Source organism: Pseudomonas sp. Z18(2022), from assembly GCF_036346535.1.
In the GTDB taxonomy this organism is placed as follows: Bacteria; Pseudomonadota; Gammaproteobacteria; order Pseudomonadales; family Pseudomonadaceae; genus Aquipseudomonas; species Aquipseudomonas yamanorum_A.
In genome coordinates, this window is record NZ_JAOTOA010000001.1 from 760,264 (window position 1) to 776,003 (window position 15,740).

General features: G+C 61.6%; 15 protein-coding genes. 6 read left to right on the forward strand and 9 right to left on the reverse strand.

What is annotated here, in order from left to right; genetic code table 11:
* Positions 1-7 precede the first annotated feature (7 nt).
* From V3W39_RS03510 to V3W39_RS03530, 5 genes are read right to left on the reverse strand one after another with little or no spacing between them, the layout of a single operon-like run.
* Positions 8-1,009 (reverse strand): ABC transporter ATP-binding protein, encoded by a 1,002-nt coding sequence (locus V3W39_RS03510; RefSeq protein ID WP_177075653.1) that lies wholly within the window; start codon positions 1,007-1,009, stop codon positions 8-10.
* Complete coding sequence (locus V3W39_RS03515) at positions 1,006-1,962, reverse strand: ABC transporter ATP-binding protein (RefSeq protein WP_177075655.1); 957 nt, start codon at positions 1,960-1,962, stop codon at positions 1,006-1,008. Before V3W39_RS03515 ends, V3W39_RS03510 begins: the two co-directional genes overlap by 4 nt.
* Complete coding sequence (locus tag V3W39_RS03520) at positions 1,959-2,816, reverse strand: ABC transporter permease (RefSeq protein WP_003218837.1); 858 nt, start codon at positions 2,814-2,816, stop codon at positions 1,959-1,961. Before V3W39_RS03520 ends, V3W39_RS03515 begins: the two co-directional genes overlap by 4 nt.
* On the reverse strand, positions 2,813-3,760 hold the full coding sequence (locus V3W39_RS03525; protein ID WP_076017283.1) for an ABC transporter permease: 948 nt from the start codon (positions 3,758-3,760) through the stop codon (positions 2,813-2,815). Before V3W39_RS03525 ends, V3W39_RS03520 begins: the two co-directional genes overlap by 4 nt.
* A 3-nt stretch (positions 3,761-3,763) precedes the next feature.
* On the reverse strand, positions 3,764-4,651 hold the full coding sequence (locus tag V3W39_RS03530; protein WP_008437674.1) for a proline iminopeptidase-family hydrolase: 888 nt from the start codon (positions 4,649-4,651) through the stop codon (positions 3,764-3,766).
* A 182-nt stretch (positions 4,652-4,833) separates the two neighbouring features.
* Between V3W39_RS03530 and V3W39_RS03535 the strand changes: the two genes are divergently transcribed.
* Together V3W39_RS03535 and V3W39_RS03540 are read left to right on the forward strand one after the other, a co-directional pair.
* Entirely contained in the window at positions 4,834-5,598 is a 765-nt protein-coding gene (locus V3W39_RS03535; protein ID WP_177045584.1) for a LuxR family transcriptional regulator, read from the forward strand.
* 94 nt (positions 5,599-5,692) lie between these two features.
* The gene (locus V3W39_RS03540) at positions 5,693-6,625 is read left to right on the forward strand and encodes a proline iminopeptidase-family hydrolase (protein WP_330212199.1); all 933 of its coding nucleotides are present in this window, start codon (positions 5,693-5,695) and stop codon (positions 6,623-6,625) included.
* Between the two features lie 114 nt (positions 6,626-6,739).
* On the opposite strand, the gene V3W39_RS03545 is transcribed toward V3W39_RS03540, so the two are convergent.
* Entirely contained in the window at positions 6,740-8,251 is a 1,512-nt protein-coding gene (locus V3W39_RS03545) for a nucleobase:cation symporter-2 family protein (protein ID WP_259196092.1), read from the reverse strand.
* 173 nt (positions 8,252-8,424) lie between these two features.
* Here V3W39_RS03545 and V3W39_RS03550 point away from each other — a divergent pair, with 173 nt between their 5' ends.
* Together V3W39_RS03550 and V3W39_RS03555 are read left to right on the forward strand one after the other, a co-directional pair.
* Positions 8,425-9,375 carry a LysR family transcriptional regulator gene (locus tag V3W39_RS03550; RefSeq protein WP_330212200.1) on the forward strand — a complete coding sequence of 317 codons (951 nt, stop codon included), beginning with the start codon at positions 8,425-8,427 and terminating at the stop codon, positions 9,373-9,375.
* A 144-nt stretch (positions 9,376-9,519) separates the two neighbouring features.
* A complete protein-coding gene (locus V3W39_RS03555) occupies positions 9,520-10,353 on the forward strand; it encodes a hypothetical protein (RefSeq protein WP_023659076.1) in 834 nt (277 codons plus the stop codon).
* Between the two features lie 142 nt (positions 10,354-10,495).
* On the opposite strand, the gene punC is transcribed toward V3W39_RS03555, so the two are convergent.
* Complete coding sequence (gene punC / locus V3W39_RS03560; protein WP_330212201.1) at positions 10,496-11,680, reverse strand: purine nucleoside transporter PunC; 1,185 nt, start codon at positions 11,678-11,680, stop codon at positions 10,496-10,498.
* 122 nt (positions 11,681-11,802) lie between these two features.
* Here punC and punR point away from each other — a divergent pair, with 122 nt between their 5' ends.
* Complete coding sequence (punR, locus tag V3W39_RS03565; RefSeq protein ID WP_177045596.1) at positions 11,803-12,714, forward strand: DNA-binding transcriptional activator PunR; 912 nt, start codon at positions 11,803-11,805, stop codon at positions 12,712-12,714.
* Positions 12,715-12,879: 165 nt separating this feature from the next.
* On the opposite strand, the gene V3W39_RS03570 is transcribed toward punR, so the two are convergent.
* Positions 12,880-14,049 carry an aspartate aminotransferase family protein gene (locus V3W39_RS03570; protein ID WP_330212202.1) on the reverse strand — a complete coding sequence of 390 codons (1,170 nt, stop codon included), beginning with the start codon at positions 14,047-14,049 and terminating at the stop codon, positions 12,880-12,882.
* A gap of 103 nt (positions 14,050-14,152) precedes the next feature.
* On the opposite strand from V3W39_RS03570, the gene V3W39_RS03575 reads away from it, so the two are divergent.
* The gene (locus tag V3W39_RS03575; protein ID WP_177113305.1) at positions 14,153-15,058 is read left to right on the forward strand and encodes a LysR family transcriptional regulator; all 906 of its coding nucleotides are present in this window, start codon (positions 14,153-14,155) and stop codon (positions 15,056-15,058) included.
* On the opposite strand, the gene V3W39_RS03580 is transcribed toward V3W39_RS03575, so the two are convergent.
* Positions 15,055-15,678 carry an HAD family hydrolase gene (locus tag V3W39_RS03580; protein WP_177075667.1) on the reverse strand — a complete coding sequence of 208 codons (624 nt, stop codon included), beginning with the start codon at positions 15,676-15,678 and terminating at the stop codon, positions 15,055-15,057. The genes V3W39_RS03575 and V3W39_RS03580 overlap by 4 nt on opposite strands.
* Between the last annotated feature and the right edge of the window lie 62 nt (positions 15,679-15,740).

Here is a 15,740-nt window from a genome sequence, read left to right on the forward strand (position 1 = left end):
TCCTTGTCTATAACGGCGGTTGTTCACGAGTGGCAGATAGGGTCAAAGGCTCTTCAAGCACGCAACTGTACCGATGCGTTTGCACAAAATGAGTCGGCGGCAATACCTCGGCACACACCGCGCGTGCATGCCGGCAGCGCGGGTGAAAGGCGCAACCATTGGGCAATTTCAGCGGGCTGGGAGGCTCGCCCGGCAAAGGTTCACTGGGCAGCGGGCGATACGGGTCTATCTCCGGGATCGCCTGGATCAGCGCCGCCGTGTACGGATGACGCGGCGTGGTGAACACCGCTTCCACCGGGCCTTCCTCGACGATTTTCCCCAGGTACATCACCGCCACCCGGTCGCACAGACGGCGGACGATGGCCAGGTCGTGGGCGATAAACAGGATCGCCAGGTTCATGCGCTGTTGCAGTTCCAGCAGCAGGTTGATGATCTGGCCCTGGATCGACACATCCAGGGCCGCCACACATTCGTCGGCAATAATCAGCCGCGGTTCTACCGCCAGCGCCCGGGCAATACCGACGCGCTGGCACTGGCCGCCGCTGAGGGAGCCAGGCTTGCGGCTGGCAAGCTCGGGGCGCAGGCCTACCAGGTCGAGTAATTCGTCGACCCGGCGCGGGATATTTTCTGACGACACCTTGCGTTGCACCCGCAGCACTTCAGCAATGGTTTCGCCGACCGTCAGACGCGGGTTCAGGGCCGCGTAGGGATCCTGGAAGATCATCGCCGTCTCGTGCCGCAAACGCGCGATATCGACCGGCCCGGCGTGGGCCATATCGATGCCATCAAACACCACCTGCCCGGCGCTGATCGGGTTGAGGTGCAGGATCGCCCGCCCCAACGTACTTTTGCCGCTGCCGGACTCGCCCACCAAACCGAGGGTTTCACCGGCGGCCAGGGTCAAGGACACGCCGTTGACCGCCCTCACCCACTGTTTATTCAGACCCAACAGGCCGCCGCCGCTGGCGGCAAAACGCACCTCAAGGTCATTCACCTGTAACAGCGTCATGGGCGAGCTCCCAAGGGATAGTGACAGGCCACTCGCGCGCCTTCCGGCAACAGCTCGGTGCACAAGGTGCCGACTTGCGGGCAGCGCGGGTTGAACCGGCAGCCCTTGGGCAATGCGTCGAGCAATGGCGGCTGCCCGGCGATGGTGCGCAACAAGGCGTGGCCGCTGCTCGTGGCAGGCTGGCACTCGATCAGGCCGGCGGTGTAAGGGTGTTGCGGGTGCGCCAGCAGCTCGTATTTGCTGCCGTGCTCACACAGGCGGCCGGCGTACATCACGGCGATGGAATCACAGGTTTGCGCCACCACGCCCAGGTCGTGGGTGATCATGATGATCGACAGGCCACGCTGGTCCCGCAGGTCCAGCAGCAGGCGCAGGATCTGCGCCTGTACGGTGACGTCGAGGGCTGTCGTGGGTTCGTCGGCGATCAGCACCTTGGGATTGCAACCCAGGGCCACGGCAATCATCGCCCGCTGGCGCATGCCGCCGGAAAACTCGTGAGGGTAATTGTCGATACGCGCTTGAGGATCGGGAATGCCAACCTGGCGCAGCACTTCGATGGCCTGCAAGCGCGCGTCCTTTTTCGACGCCCCCTGGTGCAGACGGATGCCTTCGGCGATCTGCTCGCCGATGCGCATCAGTGGGTCGAGGTGACTGCTGGGGTTCTGGAAAATCATCCCCAGTTGCCCGCCGCGCACCGCGCGCATCCCGGCATCATCCAGCGTGAGCAGCTCCTGGCCGGCCAGACGTACCGAGCCGCCTTGCACCCGCAGGCTCGGGGACGGCAGCAAGCGCATCAGCCCGCGACAGGCCATGGTCTTGCCCGAGCCGCTTTCACCCACCAGGCCGAGGATTTCACCTTCGGCCAGGTCGAAGGACACCCGGTCCACCAGCGTCACATCACGCCCAGTGTTATTGGCGATCACGCTCAGGTCGCGCACTTGCAGAAGGCTCATGAGCGGTCCCCCAACACTTGCGCCACACCATCGGCCAGCAGGCTGAAGCCCATGGCCAATGTCACGATGGCCAGGCCCGGGAAGGTGCAGATCCACCAGGCGGTGGTGATGAACGCCTGGCCTTCGGCAACCATGGTGCCCCACTCGGCTGTCGGTGGTTGCACGCCCAAACCGAGGTAGCTGACCGCCGCACCGTTGAGCAGCACCAGCACCGCGTCAGACATCGAGAACACAATCGAGCCGAACATCGCGTTGGGCAACAGATGCCGGAACAGAATGCGCCCATGGCCAAAACCCAGGCTTTTGGCGGCCAGGGCGAAGTCGCTTTCCTTGAGCACCAGGATTTGCGAACGAATCAGCCGCGCGTAGGACACCCAGCCCACCAGCGCCATGGCGATATAAAAGCTCTTCAAGCCCGGGCCGAGAATGGCCATGATCGCCAGCATCAATACCAGGAAGGGGAACGCGAGAATCACGTCGATCACCCGCATGCAGAAGCTGTCGAACCGCCCGCCGATGTAGCCGGACACCGCACCGACAAAGGTGCCGATCAGGAACGGAAAGATCACCCCTACCACTGCCAGTTGCAGGTCGATACGTGCACCCCATATCACCCTCGAAAGGATGTCTCGCCCGTAGTTATCCGTGCCAAATGGATGGGCCTGGCTGGGACCCAGCAAACTGATGTCGGTGTTTTGCGCAATCGGGTCAAAGGGTGCGATCCACGGTGCAAAAACGGCCAGTGCCAGCCATGTCAGCAGAATCAACAGGCCCCAGGCCGCCGTCAGCCGGCCATTGCGAAAGCCGAAGCGCAGGCGCAAGCGCCACGGAGCAATCAAGGGGCGGCTGCTCATTGCATTTTCACTCGAGGGTCCAGCGCGACCGTCACCACATCGGCGACAAAGTTGACGAGCACCGTCGCACAAGCCAGCACCATCGCCACGCCCTGCACCACCATGTAGTCGCGGGTGAAGATCCCGCGCACCAGCAACTGGCCGATGCCGGGAATTGCGAACAGGCTTTCGATCACCACCGTGCCGCTGATCAGCCAGCCGATGTTCACCGCCAGCAGGTTGACCGCCGGCACCAGGGAGTTGGGCAATACGTGGCGACGAAACACCGCCGCCTCCGACAAACCGCGCGCCCGGGCGGCGGTGACGTGATCGGCCTGCAACTCCATCAACATGCTCGCCCGCAGGTTACGCACCAGCACCGCCGACAGCGCCAGGGCGATGGTCAAGCACGGCAGGACCATGTGGTGCGCCTTGTCCAGCCAGGTACGCCCATAGCCGGAGACCGGGAACAGCCCCCACTGCACGCTGAGCAACAGGATCAGCATCAAGCCCAGCCAGAATGCCGGCATGCCCAGGCCGACCGTGGTGAACAGCCGGATCAGGTTATCCGCCCAGCCGCCCTTGTTACGTGCGGCCACGGTGGCCATCGGCACCGCGATCAACAGCGCCAGCAGCACGCTGCCGAGCACCAGGAACAGGGTCGGCTCGATGCGGGTGACGATCAGTTTCAGCGCGTCGACCTTGTACAGCAGCGACTGGCCCAAATCGCCCTTGAGCAGGTTTTTCAGGAAGTAGAAATATTGCAGCCACAAGGGCTGGTCGAGGCCGTACTGCGCGCGGATCTTCAGCAACGCATCCGGCGTGCTGCGCGATCCCAGCAGGGCACGCGCCGGGTCGCCGGGAATCGAGCGCACCAGTACAAAGGTGATCAGGCTGATGCCAAACAGCACCGGCAGCAACTGCAGCGGCCGGGACAGCACAAAACGGTAACGCGCCAGGTTCATCCGTCAGCCTCGGTGACGAGCAAGGAAGTCCAGCAGCACCGGGAAGTAAGCCTGGGGCTCTTCGTAGAACGGCATATGGCTGCTGTTGGGAAACACGTGCAATTCAGCGTGCCGGGCGGCGCTTTTCATACGCATGGCGCAGGCCGGGGTCAGTTCATCGTGCTGGCCGGTGGTGATCAGTATCGGCATTTTGAATTCGGCCATCTCGGGGATGCGGTTCCAGTCCTTGAGGTTGCCGATGTAGAGGAATTCGTTGGGGCCTTGCATGGTTTCGTAGGGGCCCATGTTCCAGTCGCCGAGGGAACGCTGGACCGGCGCCGGCCATTCATCCAGGCGGCAGACGTGGCGGTAGTTGAGCAAGGTGATGGCCGCCTGGTACTGCGGGTGATCGAGGGTGCCCATGGCTTCATGGCGCTGCATCATCGCCACGGTTTCGCTGCCCAGGGCGCCGCGCAGGCGCTCCAGCTCCAGGGACAGGTGCGGAATGTCGCCGACGGTGTTTTCCAGGATCAGGCTTTTCAGCGCGTCGGGGTAGTGAATGGCGTATTCGATGCCCAGCCATCCGCCCCAGGAATGCCCCAGCAAATGCACGCGACCAAGGCCGAGGGCCTGGCGCACGGTTTCGACTTCTTCGACATAACGGCTGATTTCCCACAGCGAAACATCAGTCGGTCTGGCTGAAGCGCCCGTGCCAAGCTGGTCGAATGCAACCACTCGCAGGCCGTTGTCCTTGAGCCAGCCATGAGCGTCGCGCAAGTAGTCGCAAGGCAGGCCCGGGCCGCCATTGAGACACAGCAACACCTCATCGCCTTCGCCAAAGCTATAGGCCACGAGGTTGTGACCATCGACTTGCACGTTGTACCGCTGGTCGGGGGCAATTTCACGCCACATGTATACATTCCTTGTTGTGTGTCGGCCCTGGGAATAGTGGCCGTTTAAAGGCCAACACTACCGAGGATGCCGCGCGTCCATAACCTGGTAATTCTTATAGGTTTGGTCTGGCAGTCCTTCGCCGGGGCGTGGCATTCTACTTGCAGCAAGACGAGATTCAAACGAATTCGGGAGCAGAACGGATGCTGGCCAGGCTAACGGCGTTTAATGACCGTCTCATCCCCGGCAGGAGCCTGGATGAACAGATGGACAACACCCTCGTATTGGCCCAGGACCTGGGTTTCGACGCGTTGGTCTACGACTACACCCCCGTGCCCATTGACCATAATGGTGCACTGATCACCCCTTCTGTGCTGCAACTGCGCAATACGCCACCCGACTGGTACAGCTTGTGGTGCAGCGCTGGCTTCTATCAGATCGATCCGGTGCAGCACCTGGCACTGTCTACGGTTTCACCATTTGTCTGGTCCTACGAGGCCAAGGCCGATACGGCACTGCAAAAGATCATCGACCCCTGCCACGCCCCGGTTTCCAGCTACCTGCACGACCGGCAGATGACCTGCGGCGTCAGCGTGCCGATCCATTTGCCCCGGGGCGGCTTCGCCTCGCTGACCGGCCTGCGCACCGGCAAGGCCAGTACGGTGTTGCAGGACGCCCGCCGCACGTTGTCAGACTTCAGCCTGATTACCCACGCCTTGCAGGAAGCGGCCTACCCGCTATTCAGCAAGGAGCTGCGTTCCTACCCGCATATCCGCCTGACCAAGCGTGAGCGTGAATGCCTGAAATGGGCCGCCGACGGGCTGACCGCCGCCGAGATTGCCACGCAATTGAGCCGGTCCCTGGCCGTAGTCACCCTGCACCTGGCTTCGGCCATGCACAAACTGGGGGCCAAGAACCGGGTACAGGCGGTGGTACGAGCCACCCACTACCGGTTGCTGGAAGACTGATCCGAAGGAAAAACCTAGCTGTTTTGCTAGTTACTTAAACTTTCCGTGCCGACTATCGTGTGCCTGATCATTTTTTCTCAAGGCAGGGCACGAAATGGAATTCATCGAAACAATCCGCGAAGGTTATGCGGCCTTTCGCGACTACCAAACCTGGTATCGGGTCACCGGCAACCTGGACAGCGGCCTTACGCCGCTGGTCATCCTCCACGGCGGCCCGGGTTGTACCCATGATTATGTCGACGCCTACAAGGACGTTGCTGCCAGTGGCCACGCGGTCATTCACTACGACCAACTGGGCAACGGCCGCTCCACGCACCTGCCTGACAAAGACCCTTCATTCTGGACCGTCGGCTTGTTCCTGGAAGAACTGGACAACCTGCTGGACCACCTGCAAATCAGCAACAACTACGCAATCCTGGGGCAATCCTGGGGCGGCATGCTGGGCAGCGAACACGCCATCCTGCAACCCAAGGGCCTGCGTGCGTTTATCCCGGCCAACTCGCCGACCTGCATGCGTACCTGGGTCAGCGAAGCCAACCGCCTGCGCAAGCTGTTGCCTGAAGGCGTGCACGAGACCCTGCTCAAGCACGAACAGGCCGGCAGCTACCAAGACCCTGAATACCTGGCCGCTTCGCGGATTTTCTATGACCAGCACGTGTGCCGGGTCAATCCGTGGCCGGAAGAAGTGGCTCGCACATTCGCCCAGGTGGATTCGGACCCGACGGTGTATCACGCCATGAGCGGCCCGACGGAATTCCATGTGATTGGCAGTTTGAAAGACTGGAACGTGATTGGCCGGCTGTCGAAGGTCAATGTGCCGACCCTGGTGATTTCCGGTCGGCATGATGAGGCCACGCCACTGGTGGTCAAGCCGTTCCTGGATGAGATTGCCGACGTGCGCTGGGCGCTGTTCGAAGACTCCAGCCACATGCCGCATGTTGAAGAGCGGCAGGCGTGCATGGGGACGGTGGTGCAGTTTTTGGATGAGGCTTGTTCCTTGCCCCACAAAGCACTCAAGACTGGCTAACCAGCCGTAGCAGCTGTCGAGCCTTGGCGAGGCTGCGTCAACGGTGTATCTGACCCACCGCTGACGCAGCCTCGCCAAGGCTCGACAGCTGCTACGCAAAGCTCTTCTGCTTCGTCAAACTTCGCTGGTCTGTGCCCTGCCCTGCACCGCCGCTTTCTTCGGCACTTCCGCCAGCAATGGAATCTCTTTGCCCTCGGCATCAAACAGTTTGCCGCCGCTGAAGTAATCCCCATCCCGCAACGCCGCCACATCCTGGAAGCACAAGCTGCGTTCAGTGCCGGCAACAAACACCGACTGCTGGTCCGAGTTGCCGGTGGTGAAGTGGTTGAACGCCAGGTTCAACAGGATGGCCATGATCGCCGACGAACTGATCCCCGAATGGAAAATAGTCGCAAACCAGCTCGGGAATTGATCATAGAAACTCGGGGCCGCAATCGGGATCATGCCAAAACCGATGGAAGTGGCGACGATGATCAGGTTCATGTTGTTGCGGTAATCGACCTTGGACAAGGTACGAATCCCACTGGCCGCCACCGTACCGAACAGCACGATCCCGGCCCCGCCCAGCACCGAAGTCGGCACCGCCGCAATCACCCGCCCCATGAACGGCAGCAGGCCGAGGATCACCAGGAATATCCCGCCGGTGGCGACCACGTAGCGACTCTTGACCCCGGTAACCGCCACCAGCCCGACGTTCTGGGCGAACGCGCTTTGGGTGAACGAACCGAAGATCGGCGCAAACATGCTCGACAGCATGTCGGCACGCAGGCCATTGCCGAGGCGCTTGGAGTCGACCTTGGTGTCGATGATTTCGCCCACCGCGAGAATGTCCGCCGAGGTTTCAACCAGCGTCACCATCACCACGATGCACATGGAAATGATCGCCGCCAGGTGGAAGGTGGGCATGCCGAAATGGAATGGCGCGGGAAAGCCGAACATCGGGCCCTGGGTCACGCTGGAGAAGTCAGCCATGCCAAGGAACACCGCGATGATCGTGCCGATCACCATCGCCAGCAGGATCGACAGCCGCGAGATGGTCGCGCTGCCGATCTTGCTCAGCAGTAACACCAGCACCAGGGTCAGTGCCGCCAGGCCGATGTTCGGCATGCTGCCGAAATCCGCGGCGCGGCTGTTACCGCCCATGGCCCACCGGGCGGCGACGGGCATCAGGGTCAGGCCGATGGTGGTGATCACAATGCCCGTGACCAGCGGCGGGAAGAATTTGGTGATTCGTGAGAACACCGGGGTGATCAACAACCCGATCAACGACGCGGCCATCACCGCGCCGAGAATCGCCGGGATGCCGCCCGCGCCATCGCTGCCGACAATCGCCACCATCGTTGCCACCCCGGCAAAGGACACCCCTTGCACCAGCGGCAACTGGCAGCCGAAGAACGGCAGCCCAAGGGTTTGCAAAAGCGTGGCCAAGCCACCGGCAAACAGCGAGGCGGCAATCAGCAAGCCAATATCGGCCGGCGACAACCCGGCCGCCTGGCCGACGATCAACGGTACGGCCACGATGCCGCCGTACATGGTGAGCACATGCTGCAGGCCGTAAGCCATGTTGGCTGCGACGCCGAGATTCTCATCTTCTGGCCGCTGCGGTGACGCCTTCGGGATAGTCATGGTGAGGGGTTCTCTGTTTTTGTTGTGCACTCACTGTATGCAATAGAAAGATTGGATGTCCATAGAGTTGTATACAATCAATTTCACAAAACCATCATCAACGATGTTACAAAAATCCATTCAGCCGCCCTGCCCCGTGGCTTGAAGCGCTGCGCACAAGGACTTGAAAAAAAATGCTCAACCGCAAGCTGCGCATTCACGCCCCGGCGATTTACTACTTCGACATGGTTCGCCGCTGCCACTCGATCCGCGAAGCCGCGCGCCGCCTGAACGTCGCCTCTTCGGCGGTGAACCGGCAGATCCTAAAGCTGGAGGATGAAGTGGGCGCGGCGCTGTTCGAGCGGCTGCCCGGCGGGCTGCGCCTGACCGCCGCCGGCGAGATCCTGACCCGTCACGTGAGCATCCTGTTGCAGGATGTGGAACGTGTACGCGGTGAGCTGGACGGTTTGAACGGTGTGCAGACCGGTCATGTGGAAATCGCCACGGTGGAAGGTGCCACCGTGGAGCTGTTGCCCGCCGCCCTCAAGCGCATGCGTGAGCGCTACCCGAAGGTGACCATTGGCGTCACGGTGCAGGGTTCGCAGTCAATTCCAGGCGCGGTGGTCAATGGCCAGGCTGATCTGGGGCTGGCCTTTGCCTTACCGCGCAGCAGCGAAACCATCCAGGTGTGTGTCGGCCATTTCCGCCTGGGCGCGTTGATGGCGCCGGGGCATCCCCTGGCGGGCGAGGCCAGCGTGAGTTACGCGCGCTGCTGTGAACATGGGGTGATCCAGGCCAAGAGCGAGCTGTCGGTTCATCACCTGATCGCGCCTCTGCACAAGCGCTCGGCGGCGACGAACAAACCGCTGCTGCACAGCAACTCCATGGAACTGGCCCGGCAACTGGCGCGCCAGCAACTGGGCATCGCGTTCCAGACACGCATCGGCGTGGAGGTGGATTTGGCCCGCGGTGAACTCCTGCACATTCCGCTGAGCGACCAGGGCGGGATCTTCAGCGACCTCGGTCTGTACGCCCGCAAAGACCGGGACTTGCCGATTGCGGTGCAAGCCATGGCCCATCTGCTCAGTGAAGAAATCAGCTTGCGCGAAAATCGGGAAACACCCCGGGCACCGCGTATTTCCTGACTTCCAGGCCAGCTTCAGTGCTGCCGTTTCGGCATCGGCCCAGGCGAGATTCTGTTCTTTGGAACCCACAACGGATGTGCGGATACTGCGCCCGGCGACCCTTGCACGGTTGCCATGAGCCAAAACGCCAAAGGAATTAAAACAATGAAAAAGGCACTGCACGGCGCAACCGTATTACTCACACTGTTCGGCGGCGGGGAGGCTGTCGCGCTGGAGTGGATGAACAACAGCGTAGGATTTCGCTACGGCCAACAGTTCACCAATCCGAACAACCCGGATGAATTCAGCAAGCGCATCTACAGTTTCACCCACGCCAGCGGCTACCAGTACGGCAGCAATTACCTGAACCTCGATGTGTTCCTGTCAGACAGCCGCGACCCGCGCAAGGGTACCGACCACGGCGGCAGCGAGGTGTACGCCGTGTACCGGCACCAGTTGTACGCTTCAAGGGTCTTCGATGTGCCGCTGGGCACCGGGGTGATCAAGGATTACGCACTGACCTTCGGCTTTGACGCCAACCGCAACAACAACCTGGCGTCGGCGAAAAAGCGCGCGCTGGTGATTGGCCCGACCTTGAAGTTCAACACCGTCGGCGTGCTGGACCTGAGTCTGATGTACTACAAGGAAAGGAACCATTCCGGCATCCCCGGCGCGAAAGAACCCGACCACACCTTCGACGATACCTACATGCTCAACCTGACCTGGATGCGCCCTTTCGAGATCGGCAACCACGGGGCGAAGTTTCAGGGGTTTATCAATCATGTCGGGGAAAAGGGCGAGGACTTCCACGGCCGCGACACCGCGCCGGAAACCCTGATGCGCACCGCGCTGATGGTGGCGGTGCGCCCGGGCAAAAGCGTCAAGCCCAACCTGTACCTGGGCGTGGGCTACGAGTACTGGCATAACAAGTTCGGTGTGGACGGCGGCCGGGGCAGCCGCACTTCAACGCCGACGGTGAATATGGAAGTGACTTTCTAATCCCCCCATGCTTGCTCAAGGAGCCCGATCAACTGTGGGAGCTGGCTTGCCTGCGATAGCGGTGGGTCAGCCAATAATGATGTCGGATATGCCGCCCTCATCGCAGGCAAGCCAGCTCCCACAGTTTGACGGCATTATCAGATCAAGCACGCGCAAGCTCCGAATCACTACCCTTCGGCCGCGCCAGCCAGTAGCCCAACACCGCCAATGGCGCCGTCGCCAGCATCACAATCGCGGTAATCAACAGCGGCTGGTCGATCATCGACGACACGATCAGGCTTGCAAGAAAGCACAGGCCCAACTGCAAGGTGTTCTGCAATGCCGCTGCCTTGCCGGAATTTTCTGCAAACGGCATCAGCGCATTCGCCACCACGATCGGGTAGCTGGCGCCGTTGACCAGCGCCATCAGGCAGAACGGAATCAGCAAGGTGGCGAGCGTGGGCACGGTCAAGGTGGCCACCAGGTACAGCGCCACCATGCTGACGCAGTACGCCAACAGTAGCCACGGCAACAAGGTCTGGCCCTGGAAGCGCTGCAACGCGCTGCGGCAACTGTAGCCGCCGATCAGGAATGACAGCGTTGGCAGTACATAGCTCAAGCCAATGTCGTTGGGGCTGTAGCCCATGCCGCCGAGGATGAACGGCGAGGCGGTGAGCCAGGCGAAGAAACTGGCCGAGCACGCGGCAAAGATCATCACGTTGCCGGTGAACACCCGCGACTTGAGCAGTTGCCCATAACCGAGTCGGGAAGGTTCGCCGTCGGTTGTCAGGCGTTTCGGCAAAGGCTTGAGAAACAACGTCGGCAACAGCAGTAACAGCGAAACCACCAGCAACACACCGAAGATCGCCTGCCAACCCCAGTGATTCAACATCAATGCCCCCAGCAGTGGTGCCAGGGCGGGTGACAGGGACATCAGCGGCATGATGCCCGCGAACACCCGATGGGCCTTATCCGCCGGGTAACGGTCGATCACCAGCGCCTGCCAGCTGACGGCGGCGGAACACACGCCAATCGCCTGCACAAAGCGCAAGGCCAACAACTGCGGTGCGGTCTCGACCCAGAACATGCCCAGGCAACCGAGCACAAACAGCGAAAGGCCCGTGAGCAGCACCGGTTTGCGCCCCAGCCGGTCGGACAGCGGCCCCCACAGCAACTGCCCGACGGCAAAGCCGGCGAGGAAAATGCTCAGGCTCGCGCCCACCGCGCCGGGTGAAATCTGCAGTTGCTCGCCCATGGCGCCAAACGCCGGCAAGTACATATCCATGGCCAGATAGCCGAGCATGCTCAGCCCCGCCAGGTACCAGGTGAATCCAAAAGAATTTTTCATTGAAGCCTTGTATAACCTGCCATCAAACTATTTGCTGACTGGCGCCTATTATGAAGCTGCATACTTCCCTGTGAAGCGAGAATAATTGGACTTTCCTATCAATATTTTTGAAGGCAACACCCATGTGGTCTGAATATTCCCTGGATGTAGTGGATGCAGTGGCCCGCCACGGCAGTTTCAGCGCCGCCGCCCAGGAACTGCACCGCGTGCCGTCGGCCATCAGCTACACCGTGCGGCAAATCGAAGAATGGCTGGCGGTGCCGCTGTTTGTCCGACGTCATCGGGATGTGGAACTGACGCCCGCCGGTAGATTGTTTATCGACGAAGCCCGCGGCGTCATGAAAAAAATGCTCGGCACCCGCCGGCTGTGCCAGCAAGTGGCCAATGGCTGGAGTGGCCAACTGAAAGTCGCGGTGGACTCCATCGTCAAACAGCAGCGCTGCCGGCAACTGGTGCTGGATTTCTATCGCCAGTTCCCAGAGGTGGAATTGCTGCTGGATTACGAGGTGTACAACGGGGTGTGGGATGCCTTGGCCGACGACCGCACCGACATTGTGATCGGCGCCACCAGCGCGGTGCCGGTGGCCAGCCAGTTCACGTTTCGCGACATGGGTTTGTTGAACTGGCTGTGCGTGGTCAGCAGCCGGCACCCGCTGGCGACGGAAAAAGGCTTGCTCAGCGACGACCAATTGCGACCTTTCGCCTCCCTGTGCATGACCGATACCTCGCGCAACCTGCCCAAGCGCGACACCTGGACCCTGGATAACCAGCGTCGTTTAGTGGTGCCCCATTGGGCCTCGGCGATTGATTGCCTGCGAGATGGCCTGTGCGTCGGCATGGCGCCGGCGCACCTGGTGCAACCGTGGATCGAACGCGGCGAGCTGAGCGCCCTGCAACTGTCCCGGCCCTTCCCAGCCAGCCCGTCGTGCGTGGCGTGGGCGCAGAACAAATTGTCGCCGGCCATGGCCTGGTTGCTGGATTACCTGGGGGATACCGAGACCCTGAATCAGGAGTGGTTGAACGGCCCCGCGTAGCAGCTGTCGAGCTTTAGCGAGGCTGCGTCGGCAGCACCACCGCCATCGAGTTTGACCCGCGGCCCTGCGTCGGCAGCCCCACCGCCATCGAGTTTGAACGGTGACCGAGGTGCGTCCTACGCAGCCTCGCTGGCGCTCGACAGCTGCTACGGAAGGTGGGTAGATCTAGTCCAGCAGCCGGGAAAGCGCCCGCACGATCATTTCCACTTCCTTGCCGTCAATGGTCAACGGCGGCAACAACCGAATGATCTTGCCCCGCGTCACGTTGATCAGCAGCCCATGCTCGTGCGCCGCGCGCTGGGCCAGGTCGCGGTGAGGCGTCGCCAGCTCAATGCCGATCATCAGCCCCTGCCCGCGAATCGCCAGCACCTGGGGATGTTCGCTCAACTCCACCCGCAAGCGCGCCAGCAACCGCTCGCCCTGTTGTGCCGCGTTGTCGAGCAGGCCTTGTTCTTCGATGATCTCCAGCACCGTACACCCCACCCGACAGGCCAGCGGATTGCCGCCGAAGGTGCTGCCATGGCTGCCAGGCGTAAACAATTGCGCCACGGCAGCCCGGGCCAGGCACGCACCAATCGGCACGCCATTGCCCAGGCCTTTGGCCAGGGTCATCACATCGGGCACGATGCCTTCATGCTGGAAGGCAAACCAGCGACCGGTGCGGCCGATCCCGGTCTGGATCTCATCGAGTATCAATAACCAACCTTGGCGAGTGCAATGCTCGCGCAAGGCTCTCAGGTAACCCGGCGGCGCGACTTGCACACCGCTTTCGCCCTGGATCGGCTCCAGCAGCACCGCGACAATCCGCGCGCCGAACTCCTCGGTCACCGCCTCCAACGCCTTCAAGTCACCGAAGCCGACCTTGATGAAGTCCCCCGGCAGCTTTTGAAACCCCAGCCGCACGGAAGGCCCGTCGCTGGCAGACATAGTGCCCAGGGTGCGCCCGTGGAAAGCATTCTCCATCACCACCACCAGAGGCTGTTCGATACCCTTTTTCCAGCCATGCAACCGCGCCAGCTTCAGCGCCGTTTCGTTTGCCTCGGCCCCGGAATTGTTGAAGAAGGCCTGGTCCAGCCCGGAAAGTTGGGTGAGGCGCTGGGCCAGCCGCTGCTGCCAGTCGATGCTGTAGAGGTTGGAGGTGTGCAGCAGCAAACCGGCCTGCTCACTGATGGCCGTCACCAACCGTGGGTGGGAGTGGCCGACATTCGTCACCGCCACACCCGCCACGGCATCCAGGTATTCACGACCCTGCTGGTCCCACAGGCGCGTGCCAAGGCCACGGGTAAAGCTCAGGGGCGACGGTTGATAAGTGGTCATCAGGCAGGCGGCGGTCATGGCGTGAGGCTCCAGTGCATCGTAGTGATGACGCCAGTATCGTTAGCCACCCGAGCTGGATAAACTGCGCATTCCTGCAATCACTTTAAACCAAGGCTTGATAATGGATCTGTTCCAGGCGATGACGGTGTACGTGAAAGTGGTGGAAGCCGGCAGCATGACGGCGGCGGCGCAAGCGTGCGGCATGTCCACCACCATGGTCGGCAATCACCTGCGCGCTCTGGAGCAACGCCTGGGCGTCAGCCTGCTCAAGCGCACCACCCGCAAGCAAAGCCTGACCGAGTTTGGCGGGATTTATTACCAGCGTTGCCTGGAAGTACTCGGGCTGGTGTCCGACTCCGAACAGATGGCCGAACAAGCCAACAGCGACGTACCCAAGGGCCTGCTGCGGATCACTGCGCCACCGGCCTTTGGCACCGAACGCCTGGCACCGGCACTCAGTGAATTTTCCCAGCGCTATCCCCAGATCAAGCTGTACGTAGTGCTGAGTAATCAGCGGATGGACATGGTCGACAGCGGCTTCGACGTGGCCATCCGCCTGGGGGAGCTGGACGCTCCAAGCCTGATTGCCCGGCCAATGCTGGATTACACCATCACCCTCTGCGCGTCCCCGGGTTACCTGGCGCGGCGTGGCACGCCCCAACTCCCCGATGATCTGCAGGAGCACGACTGCCTGGCATTCGCCTACCCGGCGACCGACGACTGGCGCAACGCCGACAAACTGTGGCGCATGCGCGGCGCAGAGGGCGAAGTGGAAATTCCCGTTTCCGGCTCGTTGACCATCAACAGTTCCCAGGCCTTGCGCCAGGCGGCACTGGAAGGCATGGGCATCGTGATGCTGCCGGACGCACTGGTAGAGCCCGACCTGCGGGCCGGGAAGCTGGTGGCGTTATTGACGTCCTACCAACTGCCCAGCCGGCCGATGCATTTACTGTACGCCCAGGACCGCTATCGCCTGCCCAAGCTGCGGGCCTTTGTGGATTTCGTCATGGAGAAGTGGGCGCGCTAAAGGCTCACTCCGAGCTCACGCAAGCGTTCGCGTGTCTGCCCGGCAGACACGTGATGAATCCCCTGCCAGCCCAAGGCAATGGCCGCCTCGGCATTACCGGCCACGTCATCAATAAATACCACTTCAGCCGGCTGGATATCTGGCAGATGGGCACGCACCTGCGCCAGGCTGGCGTGGTAGATCGCGGCATCGGGCTTGATCAACTTGATTTCGCCAGACACCACGATGTCGCGAAAATACTGCAGGAACGGATAGTTGGCACGGGCGTAGGGAAAGGTCTCGGCGGACCAGTTGGTCAGGCCGAACAGTGGCATCTTCGCCTCATGCAACGCTTCCAGAATCGCCACGCCTTCAGGTAATGCGCCACGCAGCATCTCGTGCCAGCGGTCGTAGTACGCCTGGATCAAGCGTTCGTGTTGGGGGTGTTCGGCGATCAGCGTGCGGGTCGCATCGGCCAGGCTGCGGCCGGCATCCTGCTCGGTGTTCCAGGCCTGAGTGCAGACCGTGTCCAGGAACTGCTGGCGCTCGTGGTCGTCGGCAATCAGTTGGCGGTAGAGATGGTGCGGGTTCCAGTCGAACAGGACACCGCCGAAATCAAAAACAACTGCGCGAATCGTCATAAGGACATCTCCGTTTAAAACACCTGCAGATGCGGGATAAATGGATTGCATAAATATGCATC